Raw genomic sequence first — 17,385 nt, 5'->3', positions numbered from 1 at the left:
TACTCTATTTTTTTTGAAAAATCCTAACATAATCAATTAGCATTTGCTGCGGAAAAACGCTATCGTCAATGCCTTTTCTTCCGCCTAACATACCGCCTACTGAAACATTTAGAATTAAATAAAATTCTTGATCAAAAGGCCACTCTGCAGTTGTTTTATGTTCGTTTTCAATATGATTATATACCACACCATCCAAGATGAAATCGATTTTTTCGGGAGTCCATTCTATTGCAAATACATGGAATTTGTTATAAGGTTTATCAATAAAAATCTTTTTACCCCGCTGTGTGCCTTTTAAATGATTGAAGGCTTTGGTGTGTATAGTGCCAAATATAGAATCTGGGTTAAAACCAACATGTTCCATAATGTCTATTTCTCCGCATTCTGGCCAACCCACTTCTTTTCTGTTATTACCTAACATCCATATAGCGGGCCATAAGCCAACACCTTTTGGCAGTTTAGCTTTAACTTCTATTCTGCCATATTTCCATGAGGCTAATCCTTTGGTGTTTAATCGTGCCGAGGTGTATTGGGCAGTATCAATTTCTGTTATATATTTTATCCAACTTTTCTTTTTAATTTCGGGGTTGTTAAAGTCTTTGTTTGCTATTTTTTCTTTATGCGCTTCAATAATTAAATGCCCATTATCAACTCTAACATTTTTTAAGCTGTCTGTATAGTATTGTTTTTCTCTATTGCTTAAAAAACCATAATCATGAGCCCATTTGGTACTGTCTGGTTTGCCTTTATAATTAAACTCGTCGCTCCAAACTAATTGGTATCCTTTATTGGTTGGACTTTCTTTTATTTTTTTAAAAGTAAGTTCTGGCTCATCTGTTGTGATATAATCAAAATTATTAGCTAAAAGCCAATTTATATCATGGTCCTTATTGGCGACCCACGCATTTAGTTTTAAGTTATTTTCTTTAGCACTAGATATCCATTCTGGATGTATTTTGTATTTGTAAACTAAGTAGTCTAACCCTGAAATTCCATCTTCTTTTAATTGGCTAGGTGATTTAGACCCGTCTAAATACTGTGTTTTAGCATTAGGATCGAGTTCCTTTATTTTTTTTAATATGCTATAACTAAAGCTGATGTAGGATAGAATGTGGTTTTCGGCCTTAAGTTCTTTTACTAATTTTATAGTTTGTTCTGCTATAAGCAGATTTTTTTCTTTGGTTTTTGCTGGTTTTAATTCGCAAACTAAACCAGTAGAATCGTTATTTTTAATACCGGCAGAAATGTAGTTTTTTAATGTTGGTAAGGTTTCTCCATTTGAAAGTTTAAATTTTGATAATTCGGCATACGTAGATTCTTCAATAACTAAAGAATTATACTCTTTATCGTGAGTTACAACAAGCACGCTATCTTTAGTTATCCGAACATCAAATTCTGATCCTGTACAACCTAACTGAATGGCTTTTTTTAGTGCCGCAATAGAGTTTTGTGGTAGTTGATTAGTTTTCCATGCACCTCGGTGTGCAATTACAACATTATTAGCAAACGCTATATTTTTTTTTGAGCTCGACATACAAGCCATAAGACTTATAAAAATTAATGTTGAAATACATATGGTTTTGCAAATGCTCATAAAGAAATACAGAATTATAAGTTTAAAAAATATAAATAATTATAACACCTAAGGACAATTGTAGTTGTCCTTAGGTGTTTTAAATAGGGTGTTGTTAAGGTTTAATAGCCATCGTTTTGAGGGTAATTAGGACCTAATAAATCTAAATCTATTTGGGCAATTGGCCAATTAATATAGTGTGGTTGCCAATTTGTTCTTGGATCTTTAGAGCCTAAATTAGCAGGAAAGTATTCTCCGTCGCCTGCGTAATTTGTTATTTGAAAGTCTATAACCTCTTGTCCCATACGTTTTAAGGTAAACCAGCGCTGCCCTTCAAAGGCTAATTCTCTGGCGCGTTCATCTAAAATAGTTTGTTGATCTACAGATGATACTGGTTGGGCACCGGCACGAGTTCTAACTGCATTAATATAAGGTAAAGGATCTCCTGTAGATCTCATTATAGCTTCGGCTGCAATTAAGTATGTTTCTGCTAATCTATAAACTGTAATATTACTTCTATTTAAGTAAGAGTCTGGATTATCGTCATCCTGGGCAAATTTTATGCATGATGGATGCATTCTTTGGTAATAGGTTGTGTAATTACTGCTTGGGTTATCTAAGTCTGTTATTGGTGCATAGTCGTCTAATTCTTCGCCAATTCTGTCTCCAGAAGTATAATAATATTTAAGTCTGAAGTAAGTATCATCATCTCTAGTGTCATTAGGATCTTCAGCTAAAAGATTTAATAAATATAGGTTAGGTAAAATACGGGAAAAACCTCTGCCGCCTTGTTCTATATTTGCTTCAATACCAGAAATATGAAAGTATTGAGTTACGTAGTTAGCATTTATCATAGTTGTGTTACCACCACCCAATAAATCGTCTTCGGCTTGAATTACGAATAAAGATTCCGAGTTGTTTCTGTCGCCAGCAAAAACCTCCGATGTGCTAGATACTAAGCTGTGTGGTGAGTCTGGATCTTCAATAACATCTAAAGCTTGATTTTTGGCTTCAGTCCAATCTCCTTGCCACATGGCAACCTTTGCTTTCACATGTTTAGCGGTTCCTTTTGTAACGCGTCCAAAGGTATCTGTCCATTCTAAATGTTCTACTGCAAAATCCAAATCACTGTTAATAAGGGCAAAAATGTCTTCTTCAGAAGATTTGTCGTTTACAACATCAAATGCATTTTCAACAGTAACAGTTTCGGTATTAATATAAATATTATTAAACATTCTATATAAATAAAAATAAGAATGTGCTCTAAAATATTTAGCTTCGGCAAGTACTTGGTTTTTCACGTCTTCATCAATGTCTTCAATAATTTCTGCTGCATTTATAATAGCTGTAGCTTTATTAGTCATATTATAAAAGTGTTTCCAAAAAAGTGAAGAAACAAAGTTAGCACCTTGGTCTACTGGCGAAACACCTCTTTCGTATCTACCCATTAAACCCGTATAACCTGTTCTGCTAAACGCTAAATCACTTCTAGAAGACATAAGAACAGCACCCATAAAATCTTCTGTACTTGTTTGGTAACGATCTCGTTCGAATTTATATAAGCTTACAACTCCAGATTTTAAACCTTCTTCTGTAGTATAAATATAATCTGCATCAATTGATGTGCTTGGGTTTTCTTCTAAAAAGTCTTCGCAAGAAACTGCAAAAATTAATAGTATAAGAAGCAAACCTGATCCTTTTAATTTTTTATATAAATTTTCTGTATTCATTATTTCTTTTTTTAAAATTTAACTCTTACCCCAAATGTGAAACTTTTTGCATCTGGATACCCTGTATCTGCACTAGAAAAAGTTGGTCTTATATTTACCTCTGGGCTATAGCCAATATAATCTGTATTTGTAAATAAGTTTGTTCCTGTTACATAAAACCTAATCATGTTTAAGTTTAACTTGTTTGAGGCTATTTCTGGTACCGTATAACCTAAACTTAACGTTCTTAATCGTACGTAAGAAGCATCTTTAACAGCTAAAGCATTTAAGTATAATGGTGTAGAATCGAAATTTGCTCTAGGAAACGAATTAGAAGGGTTTTCTGGTGTGTAATAATCTACTTCAACACCATTAAGTTTACCAGATATTGTGCCTCCATTATTAAAATCAGATAAAAAAGGGTTTATTTTTGTAGCTCCTTCAACAACATAAAAATCTACTAACAAATCGAAACCTTTATACTCAAAAGTTGTTGAGAACGACCCGAACCAATCTGGGTTTGGATCTATAAACACACGGTCTTCTGGAGTAATTTTTCCATCTGGACCAGATATTATATTTCCTTCATCATCGACCCCGTTAACATCTTTAATTTTAATATCACCTGGACTTAAGTTATCTTGAGTAAGTGAGGATTCTGGATTAGCTTGTGCCGCATTTTCAAAATCGTCGCCTTCTTGCCAAATCCCATCGAATGCATATTGATAAATTACACCTACAGGCTGACCAACATAATAGTTGTACGTATCATCTTTAGTTATTTGATCGCCATTACCATCGGTATAGAGTTCAATAAGTTTATTTTTATTATTAGACCAGTTTGTAGAAACCGTCCATTTAAAATTGTTGTTATTTATAATATTAGCTGTTAAACCTAGCTCAATACCTGTGTTTTGTAGTTCTCCTGCATTAAAGTATGTAAAGGTATATCCTGTTGTAGAAGGCACAGCTCTTTTTAACAGAAGATTTTTGGTTCTTGCATCGTACCAGTTAATATTACCGGTTAACAATTTATTGAACATAGAAAAATCTAAACCAATATTTGCAGTTGTAATTCTTTCAAATTCTAAATCTGGATTAGGTAAAATTGTTGAAGGAGAAAAACCAGATGCAGACTCGCTATCAAAAATATAAGGTTCTGGATCGGCAGTGAAAAGCGATGTATAAGGAATTCCTAAATCGTTTACTAAGGACCCGTAACTTAATCTTAATTTTAATTCTTGTATAGCATTTACATTTTCTAAGAAGCTTTCATTATGCATTTTCCAAGCAAAAGAACCTGCAGGGTTATAGCTCCATTCTTTTCCTACACCGTTTAATGATGAGCCATCTGCTCTCATTGTTCCTGTAAATAAATATTTATCCATTAAAGTGTATCGTGCTCTGGCCATGTAGGATAGATAATTGATTTTATCTGAATCGCGCTCCACACTTATGTTTCCAATAGCACTTGCAATACCATTATAACCGTTATCTTCGTTTGTAAACCCTTGGCCTTCTGTAAAAGTTCTTCTTACATCATCTTCTTGTGCAGATTGAACAAGCGTAACATTAAGCTTATTATTTACATTTATCTCCTTGTCATAGGTTAAAATATTTTCTACTAAAAACGATTCTCTTAGTCGGCTATCTATTCGTGCAATGCCACCTACATCATCTCCGGCAGAACTTAAAGACGATTGGTACTGTCCTCTTTCTGAAGTACGCCTAGTCATGTTCGCTTTTAATTGGTAGGTTAAGTTGTTTGTGATTTTCCAGATAGGAGTAATGTTAATTACAAAGTCATTTCCTGTTTCTTCGTTAATTTGCTCATTTAAATTCCAAAGTGGATTTACTGCAGATAATTCCTCGCCACTTGGAAAACGCGTAATACTGCCGTCTTCGTTATAGGCGCTACCTAAAGGTGAAGTTGTAATAACGTTTACGTTTGCAGCTAGGTCTGTATTATCATTTAAAAGGTTTAAATCGAAATTAACAGATAGTTTATCACTTATTTTTTGATCTACGTTTAAGCGTAAAGTTTTTCTTGTATAACTAGATGTAGGTATTAATCCTTCTTCTTTAAAATAGTTAATACTACCAAATACTTTAGTTAATTCTGTACCGCCACTAACGCTTATAGCTTGACTGTTTACAAATCCGTTTCTCATTAATTCATCTTCCCAATCAACAAAATTGTCATTTGCTATGTTTTCTAATTCTATTTCAGAAAAAATATCTTCATCATTAGGGTAAGAGTCATCTGCTCTGTTTGTTCTAACGGCTTCTCGTCTTAATTGAGCAAATTCTTCACCGCTGTAAACATCAAAATTTCGCTCTATAGTTTTGGACGTAAGAAAACCGTGGTAGTTTACACTTACTTTACCTGCTTTACCACGTTTAGTAGTTATTAATACTACACCGTTAGCCCCTCTAGATCCGTAAATGGCTTGTGCAGATGCATCTTTAAGAAATTCTATAGACTCAATATCGTCTGAATCTATATCCTCAATACCATCGTCTCTTATTATACCATCAACAACATAAATGGCGCTTACATTACCTTCAATAGAACCTTGTCCTCTAAAAATTATGTCTGAAGTTCCACCTGGTCTTAATGTACCGCCGCCCACATTAACTTGAAGGCCGGCAATTCTACCTCTCAACATTTCATTCACGTCTGAGGTTGGAGAAAGTGTTGCTTTTTCTAAATCGGTTACTGCAACGGCATTTACTATATCGCTTTTTCTTTGAGTTCCGTAACCTACCACTACAACTTCGTCTAGAATGTTTTCATCTTGCTCTAATAGAATAGTTATTTGGTTGGAAGTTATTGGAGTTTCCTTTGTTTTATAACCAACATACGAAACAACTAATACCGTTGTGTTATTGTTTAAGGTTAATGAAAATTTTCCGTCGAAATCTGTGGATACGCCATTGCTAGTTCCTTTAATAAGCACTGTTGCTCCTGGTAAAGGCATGTTATCTGATGCCGATAGCACAGTACCTGTTATTGTTTGTTCCGATTGTGCAAAGGTTCCTAATGAAATAGAAAAACACAATATAAAGAACAGTACTTTAGTTTTTTGATAACAAATTTTAAATTTCATAAAATGGTTGTTTTAGTTTAGTGTCAAAATTATAGTTTGATAGAATTTTAAGAAGATATTTAAAATTAACTGTTTGTTAAAATTACCCGCAGACTCTGATAATTCAATAATTATTCTGCCGATAAAAAACGAACATTGTAATTTTAAAATGTATAAAATTTAAAAAAAACAGCCGAAATACCAGTAGACACTATATATGATAAAAAAAACATAAAATTTAGTTTAAGCCTTTAAAAACAAAGGGGTTTATGGGCTTGTAGTGGTAATGTCGTGGTAAATTATACTCCTGTAGTGTTACTAGAACTTTAAGATATAGTTAACAAGCCCATTGTCGTGCTCTAAACCAAGTTTTTTTCTTAAACGGTAACGTTTAGTTTCAACACTTTTAACCGAGATATTTAATAAAGGTGCCATTTCTTTTGAAGATAAATTGAGACGCAAGTAGGCACAAAAACGCAAATCGTTTGGTGTTAAATCTGGGTGTACCTGTTTAATTTTTTCTAAAAAGTCTTTATCTGCATTATTAAATGCTTGTTCAAAAAAGGACCAATCTTTGGAGTCGTTTAAATTGCTTTCTACAAGTTTTATAGCTTCGGCATTATTAGCGTTTTTACTTTTCTTTAATTCTTTTTTTATTTTGTTTAAAACCCTATTTTTTTTAATAATGCTCATGGTAGATATTGCTAATTCTCTGTTTTTATTCTCAATATCTTGGTTTAATTTTTCATTTTTCATTTGCATAATAATCTGCTTATTTTCTAATTCTTTGTTTTTAAGCATTTTATTATAATAATTTTTATAAATACTATGTGTTAGAATAGCAATAGCAATAAGTAGTAAAAAGTATAAACACCAAGCTAAATTAGATATAAACCAAGGCTTATTTATAGTAAATTTATAAGACGCTATATTGCTAGATAGCTGGTTGCCTACTTTTGCTTTTACTTCAAAATGGTAATCTCCATATGGTAGGTTTTCGAAACTTATTTCGGCTTTATTGGACCATTCACTCCATTCATTCATATTTCCATTTAATTTAAATTGGTATTTAACATCTAAATATTTTTCATATTCTGGCACCGAAAAATTGAATGTTAGTATACCATATTTATAATTAAAATCACCTGAATCCTTAAGCGATATCCTTGTTGTTGTATTTTGATTTAGATTGGTATTTGAAATTGAGTTTAAATGGACATAGTAATTATTTTTGTAAGACGTGTTATCAAGATTCAGTTTTAAATAGCCATTGGTGGTTCCTAAAATATAATTGTTATGAGCAATATTTTCTATGTTTTCAAATCCTAAAGCACCTCTTCTAAATTTAGAAGGTATCGGTAAATTGGTTATTTTAACATTATTTGTAAGATTATCGTTTTCTATAAAACTTAAACTCTCTTTATAAAACATCCATAGTTTTTTGTTTAAATCGACTACCATTTTTCCAGAAATGTATTGGTTTTCTACAGCCAGTTTACTTAGTGTTGAGTCTTTTTTAAAGGTCCCTAAACTATCGTTAAGTTTAAAAACACCACTGTTAGACATATATACAATAGTATCTCTGTACGATATTAAACTAGAATTTTTGCCTTTGGGTAATGTTTGTTCTTTAGTTACATTTACTACTTTGGTTAAGCTGTCATTTAACGTTAGTTTAAAGACGCCTTTGTATTCATGATTTACCCATATTTGATTGGAGTTGGTAATTTCAAAATACCTAGAAGAATTATTAAAGCCCTTTATTTTATTTCTTAATTTCCAGTTGTTGTTTGTATTTTCCAAAACATAAATACCGTCGTAATTACCCTGTAACAATAAATTCTCCTGGTTTGGAACCTTTTGGAAATTCCAGACTCCAAAATGCTTGCTTATTTGTTTAACCTCGTCTTTAGTTACTAAAAACCCACCAAGATGATGTCCACATAGTAAATATTCATCATTATAATTATATAGACTCCAAACTTGTCCAGCAGTACCTTTTATAAATTTAAAATCATCATTTAAAGCTCCTAATTTTCTATAAAACAACCCTTGGTTTGTACCTAAATACAAATAATCTTTAAATACTTTTGTTGTATAAACAGTTCCTAAAACACCGTCATAATCTATAAATGTTTTAATTGGCGATGTTACATTTATACAATCTAAACCATTGTCTAAACCAGCCCAAACATTATGGTTACTGTCTTCGAATAAAGATAATACCGTATTGTTGCTAAGTCCTTTTTTTTGATTTATTATATAATCAATGTGTCCATCTTTGGTTAAATGCAAAATACCTTTAGAAATAGTCCCAAGCATAAAGCTTTTATCGTGTAATTGTATAGCACTAAACACACTTGTATTTTTTAGGGTATCTAAAGCCGGAATACGCCAAGGAATTAATGAGTTAGCTTCTATTCTGTAAAAACCAGACTTTCTAGTTAAAAGAAATAGGCTTTTATTATTTTCAAAAACGTTAATAACCCTATCGCTTAATGTAATGGCATCATTAACTAATAGTTTTGGTTTGCCATCTTCAATGGTATATAAACCTTCATTAGCTACATGATAATAGATTCGATTATCAATTTTAAAAATTTTATAAATTAAATTTTTTGAGGTTATTGTTTTAAACGCTTTGGTAATTGTGTTGTAAAAATAGATGTGTTTTCTGGCTTGAAAAGTTACCCATTCATTAAATTCAATAATATCCCAAATTTGCTCATCAATTAACACTTTGTTGTCAAGTTTTGACGCTAATGACTTGTATTCTAATACTCCAAATTTATTTTTATACCAAAATCCAAAATCAGAATAACATCCCGTATAAACTTTGTCTTTAATAGCCTTAACCGATCTAAATATAGTATTGTTTGGAGATGGGTAAACAACCCAATTATGTCCGTTATATTCAAGCAATCCTTTATTATTAGCAGCATATATAAAATTGTTTGATGCTTGAGAAAGCATCCAGTTTTGGCTATCTGCATTGTAATCTACTGGCGAAAATTTTTGAATAGGTGGTAATTCCTGTGCAATTAACTTGGTATTAACTAGCAAAAAAATGAAAAAAGTAAATATTGTTTTTAAATGAATTTTCATAAAAGTGGCACTCAAAAAAAGCTGGTTGTTTATTACATAAATACAATTTAAGAAGTTTTAAAGTTAAGCTTAAATAATCTTGATAAATTTTTGAGCGTTAATCCTGTTTTTTTAATTATAGTATTACTTTATTGGCCAAAGTAAAGCATAAAAAAAGGCTTCAACAAACCTGTTAAAGCCTTAAGTACTCAAGGTATACCTAACCAAAAATAAGTAAACCACTGTTTTTAAAGAATTTTTTAAGCATATTAAATTTCACCAACACCTAATTATTCCTTTATTAACAATAGTTTAATTAATTTAGTAGAATTTCATATAGTTTATATTGTATTGGATCTTTTTATAACAATATTTAGCTCGAAACATGATTAGGGATTAACATGGATTTATAAAAGCATCTATTTCAGATTTCGATAAAACCGGATTTGCACCTTCGCTTTGTGCCACCAATGCCCCTATAGCACAAGCAAAATCTATTGCTTTTTGAGGGTTTATATTATTTAATAATTGACTGATTAAAGTGCCCAAGAATGAATCTCCTGCACCTACGGTATCAATAACTTTTACAAGAAAACCACTATTGTAATATAGTTTATTATCGTATAGCAAAACAGCTCCATGCGACCCTTTTGTTATACAGATGTGTTTTGTATTTGTTTTTTCAGAAATAAACATAAGATTCTGTTCCAGCGAATTAAATTTTGAACCCATGTATTTACATACCTCAAAAAGTTCATCATCATTAAACTTAATAAAATCGGCCTTATCCATTAAATGAAACAAAACGTCTTTTGTATAGTAAGGTGGTCTTAAATTTAAATCGAATATTTTGTATTTCGCTAACTCTATGAGGCTGTATAAGGTGTTTCTAGAACTATCATCTCTTGCCACTAAACTCCCAAAAACAAATGCATCCGAGCTTTTTACAGCTTTTTTATTCACTTCTGTTAATCTGATTTTGTCCCAAGCTCTTGGGTATTTGATGTCATAAGATGCCGAGCCTTTATCATTTAGCATCACTTTTACTTTTCCTGTTTTATATTCATCATGTACCTGAACACAACTTGTATTAATACCACAATCTTTAAGATATTGCATAATTTTCACTCCATTTTCTCCTTTTCCAACAGCACTAATCATAGTCACGTTTTGATTGAATGATTGTAATCTACTCGCCACATTTAAAGGAGCTCCTCCAATTTTTTTATGAGTGGGAAACACATCCCATAATATTTCTCCAAAACAAGTAATTTTTACCATTATTTTATTTTTAAATAACTCCAGAAGCACTTAACAAAATTTAAATACTCCTGGAGTTTATCAACAAACTAAAAAAACAAACTTAATTTTTTTATTAAAACTAGTACCCAGGGTTTTGCTCATACAATCCTCCTGTAAAATCAATTTCTCTTTGTGGAATTGGATAATATTCATCTCTCCCTGCTGTAAACTGAGCATTAGAAAGAAAATCTTTTCTTGTTTTCTCTACAGCTAAATAAGCATTAAGCACTTGCTCTGCTATGCCCCATCGTACTAAATCAAAAAACCTAGGCCCTTCCATACCAAACTCCAAACGTCTTTCAAACATTAGGGCTTTTATACCCTCTTCTTTAGACATTCCCATAGGATACATACCCACGTTATATAAGTCTGACGCGCCAGCATCCAACTGTCTTTGTGTACTAGCCGCTGCGCGAGCTCTAATTTCGTTAATTATAGTTACACCTGCATCCACTTGCCCCATTTGTATTAAAGCTTCTGCTTTAAATAAAAGCACATCGGCATATCTAATAAATTCTATATTTTTAGATGTTCCTACAAACGGTCCTTCTTTTACATAACATGAACAATCTGGTGCTTGTTGTTCTTTCATATTTCCAAAATAACCATAAACACCTGGGTCTCTTGCCCAACTAAAGTTATAAATCATATCACCAGCTTCATTCACAGTATTACGATATTTAAAAGGACGACCAGGGATTCCAACAGTATGGTCAATTCTAGGATCTAAAGTAATACCCGGAGCTAGAGATGTTTCTCCATTAGCATCAACTACGTCAAATATATTAGTATCATTAAATGTATCTAATAATGGTAAACCAGTAACAACATCTGTTTTAAACGCATTTACCATATTGTGACTTGCTAAGTGGAAGCCACAACAACCATATAAACCTGTTCCGTGAGGAGAATTTAACCCAGTAACAAAGCTAACTCTACCAACTGTTGTTCCATCATTTATTGAAAATTGAGCTGCCCAAATAGACTCTACACCATTATCAAAATCAACTAAAAAATTATTTCCGTAATCTGATTCTAATGTTCCTGTTACTTCATCTGCATAATCTATCACTTCCTGTAAACGAGTAGCGTTAATGTTAGTTACTTGATGCGTATCGTTTTGCTCGTAGGCTTGATATAAACGTAATTTTGCTAAATAAGCTGCTGCTGCATTTCTATCAGCTCTACCAACTTGATCTTGTGCCTGTGGTAAATTATTAAAAGCAAATAAGAAATCATCTGCAATTTTATCCCATAAAGCATTATTGTCTATAACATTTGAAATCTGTAAAATTTCATCTTGAGTTAAACCTTCGGTGATGTAAGGAATCTTTTTAAATAATAGTTTTAATACAAAATGAGAATGCGCTCTTAAAAATCTAAGTTCTGCTTGTCTTGTTGTTTTATCTGCGTAATCTGCATCTGGAATTTGATTGATAACATCTAAAGCAAAGTTTGCCCTAGAAATAGCCGCATAATAATTTGTCCATGTTCTTGGTGCCATCCAATCTAATGGGTCATCAGCAATAGTTAAGTTATATTGCTCATATCTATCTACAACATCAACATCTCCACGTCCACCGCCGCCTTTATAGGCATCATCAGAACGTACACTACCATATACCCACATACTGGTTAAAGGCCCTACCATATCATCATTGGCAATTCCAGCATAAGCTGCAACTACTAAGGCTTCAGCATTTTCTGCAGTTGCTACGTTTTCGTTAGATAATACGCCTTCCGGTTCGTAATCTAAAAAGTCTTTGGAACAAGCAAACAATACAGATGCTGCCATAATTCCTGTTAATACTGTTTTTATATATTTTTTCATGTTTACCATTTTTAAAAGTTAATGTTAAGACCTAAAGACAGCGTTGTAGGAACCGGAATTCTATTTACATCTGTACGCTCAGGATCTGCACCTATGTAATCGCTTGGAGTAAACCAGAATAGATTTTCTCCTTGAAAATAAATTCTACAGCTGGACATACCTGCCCAATTTTCTATTAAGTCTTCTGAAAGTGAATATCCTAATTGAAGGTTTCTTAATTTAAAATAAGAGTTATTTCTAAACAAATAATCTGAAACCCTATTATCATTATTCGCAAGTGTCAATGCTGGAACATCGGTATTTGTATTGGTTGGTGTCCATGCATCTAGTACACCAAGTCCGGCATTTTCCCTGCCTTGTACAAAATTATTCCAAAATATATACGGGTCTTGCCCTATTCTTCCAGTTACCCCAGATCCAAATAACGACAAGTCGAAATTTTTGTACGCTAAATCAATTCTAATACCATACTCAAGGTCTGGTAGAGTTGTTCCAAGGAAATCTCTATCTTCAACACCCACACTTCCGTTACCGTCTAAATCTTTAAATTTAATTCCTCCTGGTCGTCCTGCAGGAACTTGTGTTGGACTTGAATCTACATCGGCTTGACTTTGAAACAAACCATCTGATTTATAGCCAAATATTGAAAACTGTGAATGACCAATAATAGAATTATCTACAGTTCCTGGAAAAGCAGATACAACTTCAGCAGGTAATTCGGTAATTTCATCTTTAAAAGAACCAAAATTGGTTGCTACGGTAAGCGATAAACCGTTATCAAATGTTTTTGAATAACCTAATGCTAGCTCCCAACCCTTCACTTCGGTTGTAGCTCCATTTAATGTTCGCAGTTGGCCTTCACCGATTGCTGATGCAATTGGTGGTATTGTTAAAATATCTGATGTTTCTCTTGTAAAATAGTCAAAAGACCCAACTACATTATTAAACAACGTAAAATCAATACCAAGGTTAATTTCTTTAGTAGTCTCCCATTTTAAGCCAGAATTTGCTGCTTGAATAGACACAAATCCGGAGGGTAAATTACCTGTGTTATTTCCGTTTAAGTCGTAAGCTGTACCAACATTATAAAATGTATTAAAGAAGAATGTATCTCCGGTAGCTTGTAATTGATTTGCACCATATCTAGATTCAAACAATCCGAAACGCGCTACGTCGCCTATGGTTTGGTTACCTACTTCACCATAACCGGCTCTAAATTTTAATGAGTTTACAATATCATTATCTTTCCAAAATTCTTCGTTACTAATTCTCCAACCAACAGTAGCTGCTGGAAAAACACCATATCTGTTATCTGGTCCAAATCTGGAAGACCCATCGCGACGCAATGTAAAAGAAGCCAAATATCTGTCTTCATAACCATAATTAATTTTACCAAATTGCGACAATAAACGACTTCCTGTTGATGAGCCTGAATTGGTTCTAGCGCCAGTGGCTGCATCTAACTGAAAGAATGATTCAGTCTCAACCGCAAAACCATCTGCTTGCGCACTAACACTCTGAAAATCATCTTGTATAGATTCTGTTCCTAGTAATACACCAATTTTATGTTTGTCATTAATATCCAGTTGATAGTTTAGTGTATTTGTAAAAACTAAACTGGTAAATTTACTAGTATCATGTATCAGCCTATTGTTACTTCTTGTAATGAATCCATTACTAACTTTTGTTTCAATATCTTTTCTATGGTAGTCGTTATAATCTAAACCTAAACTTGTTCTAAAAGTTAAATTTTCAATTATATCAAATTCACCCCATATATTTCCAAAAAAGGTTGTTCTATCGGTGTTATCCCAACGGTTTATATACTGCATTAAAACAGAATTATTTCTATCAGAATAGCCCGAACCTAAAGGGCCTGCAAAATTACCATCAGCATCATAAACTGGTAAGGTTGGTGCTAAAGAAATTGCTAAACCAGGTGTAGGTGCACTACCAACATCTGGAGAGGCCAAAGTTTCGTCGGATGTGAACATTTGCGTATTAACCCCAACCCTTAATCTATTATTAAATAAATTAAAATTAGAATTTAATTTTGCAGAAATTCTCTCATACCCTGTGTATTTTAAAATACCTGTATTTCTTAAATGTCCAACGTTTAGCAAATGGAAAGAATTATCTGTACCTCCAGAAACAGATATTTCGTTGTTATATACATAACCTGTTTGATAAGTTTCATCTTGCCAATCTGTATCACCTGCAGGAACATTAGTATCTCCTCCAACAAATGGCTGTACGGTAACACTGTTTAAAACAGGGTTATTAAAATCTCCGTTCCAGTCAAAATTATATATTTCACCATATCCTGAATTAGGATCTGAATTGTCGTTTACCGAAGCTTGCCATAACACTTCCCCTCTTTGTTGAGCATTAAGCATATCATAACGTTGTTGCTTCTCAGAAAGTACCGATATATTAGAATTTATACTTACTTTGAATTTTTCGCCACCAGCAGCCTTTGCACTATTTTTAGTAGTAACAATAATTACCCCGTTACCTGCACGAGCACCATAAAGAGAAGAAGCCGATGCATCTTTAAGTACTTGAACCGACTCTATAGTACTGGGATTAATACTTGAGAATACATCTTGTCTTACTGTTGGAACACCGTCTATAACAAACAACGGATCATTATTTCCTAATGTGGTAGCTCCGCGAATTAAAATATTGCTACTAGCTCCTGTAGGATCTCCAGATTTTTCGATAAAAACACCTGGCACACGCCCTTGCAACCCTTGAATAGCACTACCAGAACTCATACTAACACCCTCAGTGGGTCCAAGTTCTACCACGGTAATAGCCCCAGTAACATCTACTTTACGCTCTCTAGAATATCCTGTTACAACTATTTCTTCAAGTTGTGCTGCATCAGCAACCAAAGATATATCTATAACAGAACGGTTATTCACTTGTATTTCTTGAGTTTTATAGCCTATATAACTAAACACTAAAGTGGCATTACCACTTACATTTTCTAGTGTATAATTTCCGTCAAAATCTGTTGCTGTACCTTGGGTGGTTCCAGATACTAAAATGGACACTCCAGGTAGTGGCATACCATCGGCTTGGTCTGTAACGGTACCACTAATTTGAGCTTGAACAACAATGCTCAATAGCGCAAACAGCGTTAATAAAAAGAGTTTTTTACATTTCATAATAATTTAGTTTTAGTTAAAATTTAGTTTATTTGCTTCAATATTATCAAGAACGAATTCTTGATGGTTTGGTTTAATACTTAGTTTATTAAAAGGTGCATTTGGAAAAAATATTTCTGTCATTACGGTTTCTCCGTTATCAAAAAATATTTCTATAGAGGTTTTATCAAGAATGATTGTGCCTTTTAAGTCCGCACTAATCGAAGTTCTTTTGGCAATGGAAACATGATTAGCAAACTTCTCTGAAAAATCTCGTTTTCCGGATTTTCTTCTGTCTATAAAAAAGTTTTTATCTGTATGGTTATATCCAAAGGACAATGTATCTCCTTGTTTATTGGTAAGGTTAAAAGTGAATCCTTCTTCTTTTAAATTTGAAATATTAAATTGAATTTCAGCGCTAGCCAAATCAATGGTTTTAGAATCTATAATTTTTGTATCGTTTTTAACAACTATATTTTCCTTTTTATACTTTGTGCTACGATAATTTGTTAATTCTTCTACGGGGTTAATTAACAACCTATAACCATTATCATTTTTTTGCAGCTGTACTTTTCTAGCTATGGTCATGGCACTTCGCCAAGTTTCGGTAGGAACAACTTGAGCATAATCCCAATTTGACATCCAGCCTAGTATAAGTTTGCTACCATCTTTTCTAGTGGCATTGGACCATGACACCCCTGCATAATTATCTCTACCAAAATCTATCCAATAATTATGTTCTTTGTTTAGTGCGGTTTCAAATTCTTTATCCATAGTAAACTTTGTTCCATCAAAATCTCCAATAAAATATTGGGTAGCACTACCTCCATTAGGGCCTCCAGGATTTATACTTACAAAAAGTACCCATTTAGATTCTTCTGTTCCCAGAACAGGTAATTTGAATAAATCCGGACATTCCCAAACGCCACCGTGCCCGCCAATTCCTTGTCCGAAATCAGACAGCAAATTCCAGTTTTTTAAATCTTTAGAATCGTAAAACATAATTTTATCTCCAGCAGCAAGAACCATTACCCATTTATTGCGTTCTTCATCCCACATTACTTTTGGATCTCTAAAATCTTTGATATTAGAATTATCTATAACCGGGTTGTTATCATATTTAGTAAAGGTTTTGCCTTCATCATGACTATAGGCTATGCTTTGGGTTTGTTTCCAGTTATCATTGCCTTCCAATTTTTTTGAGCTTGTATAAATGGCTACAATTGGTGCAGCTTTGCTTACTTTACCAAAACCGGAGGTATTGCCTATATCAACTACCGCACTTCCTGAAAAAATAGTCCCTAATTCATCTGGGTAAATGGCTATAGGTTGCTCATTCCAAGTAATCATATCGGTACTAGTTGCATGTCCCCAATGCATAGGCCCCCAAACGCTACTTTCTGGATGGTATTGAAAGTATAAATGATAGTAACCGTTATAATAAAACATACCGTTTGGGTCATTCATCCACGCTTTTTTTGGAGTGAAATGAAAGTTTGGACGGTATAGTTCTTCTTCCGAATATGATACCTGCTCTACTTTATCAATATTTTGATTCTTTTCTGCTTTACCTTTACATCCTATAAGAAAGGATACAACCATAAGCATTACAACTAAATTGGATTTGATTAAGGTTTTCATTTTA

Annotated in this window: 8 protein-coding genes; all 8 read right to left on the bottom strand. The window is 33.1% G+C overall.

The annotated features are described in order from the left end of the window. Positions 1 to 4: 4 nt before the first annotated feature. The 8 genes from PW52_RS04705 to PW52_RS04670 all read right to left on the bottom strand — a co-directional run bounded on the left by PW52_RS04705 (position 5) and on the right by PW52_RS04670 (position 17,381). Positions 5 to 1,534 (bottom strand): glycerophosphodiester phosphodiesterase family protein, encoded by a 1,530-nt coding sequence (locus tag PW52_RS04705; RefSeq protein WP_240475148.1) that lies wholly within the window; start codon positions 1,532 to 1,534, stop codon positions 5 to 7. Positions 1,535 to 1,695: 161 nt separating this feature from the next. After that, positions 1,696 to 3,303, bottom strand: a complete 1,608-nt coding sequence (locus PW52_RS04700) for a RagB/SusD family nutrient uptake outer membrane protein (protein ID WP_044631774.1) — start codon at positions 3,301 to 3,303, stop codon at positions 1,696 to 1,698. 11 nt (positions 3,304 to 3,314) lie between these two features. Beyond that, positions 3,315 to 6,392 carry a SusC/RagA family TonB-linked outer membrane protein gene (locus PW52_RS04695; protein ID WP_052823382.1) on the bottom strand — a complete coding sequence of 1,026 codons (3,078 nt, stop codon included), beginning with the start codon at positions 6,390 to 6,392 and terminating at the stop codon, positions 3,315 to 3,317. Positions 6,393 to 6,689: 297 nt separating this feature from the next. Then, complete coding sequence (locus PW52_RS04690) at positions 6,690 to 9,434, bottom strand: helix-turn-helix and ligand-binding sensor domain-containing protein (protein WP_165586755.1); 2,745 nt, start codon at positions 9,432 to 9,434, stop codon at positions 6,690 to 6,692. Positions 9,435 to 9,851: 417 nt separating this feature from the next. Further along, positions 9,852 to 10,736 carry a carbohydrate kinase family protein gene (locus PW52_RS04685; protein ID WP_044631772.1) on the bottom strand — a complete coding sequence of 295 codons (885 nt, stop codon included), beginning with the start codon at positions 10,734 to 10,736 and terminating at the stop codon, positions 9,852 to 9,854. Positions 10,737 to 10,836: 100 nt separating this feature from the next. After that, a complete protein-coding gene (locus tag PW52_RS04680; protein WP_044631828.1) occupies positions 10,837 to 12,588 on the bottom strand; it encodes a RagB/SusD family nutrient uptake outer membrane protein in 1,752 nt (583 codons plus the stop codon). Positions 12,589 to 12,599: 11 nt separating this feature from the next. Beyond that, the gene (locus PW52_RS04675) at positions 12,600 to 15,761 is read right to left on the bottom strand and encodes a SusC/RagA family TonB-linked outer membrane protein (RefSeq protein WP_044631771.1); all 3,162 of its coding nucleotides are present in this window, start codon (positions 15,759 to 15,761) and stop codon (positions 12,600 to 12,602) included. 12 nt (positions 15,762 to 15,773) lie between these two features. Then, a complete protein-coding gene (locus tag PW52_RS04670) occupies positions 15,774 to 17,381 on the bottom strand; it encodes a glycoside hydrolase family 32 protein (RefSeq protein WP_044631770.1) in 1,608 nt (535 codons plus the stop codon). Positions 17,382 to 17,385: the final 4 nt, after the last annotated feature.

The organism is Neotamlana sedimentorum, from assembly GCF_000943565.1.
GTDB classification, from domain to species: Bacteria; Bacteroidota; Bacteroidia; order Flavobacteriales; family Flavobacteriaceae; genus Neotamlana; species Neotamlana sedimentorum.
This window is presented reverse-complemented; position numbering and strand designations above follow the sequence as displayed.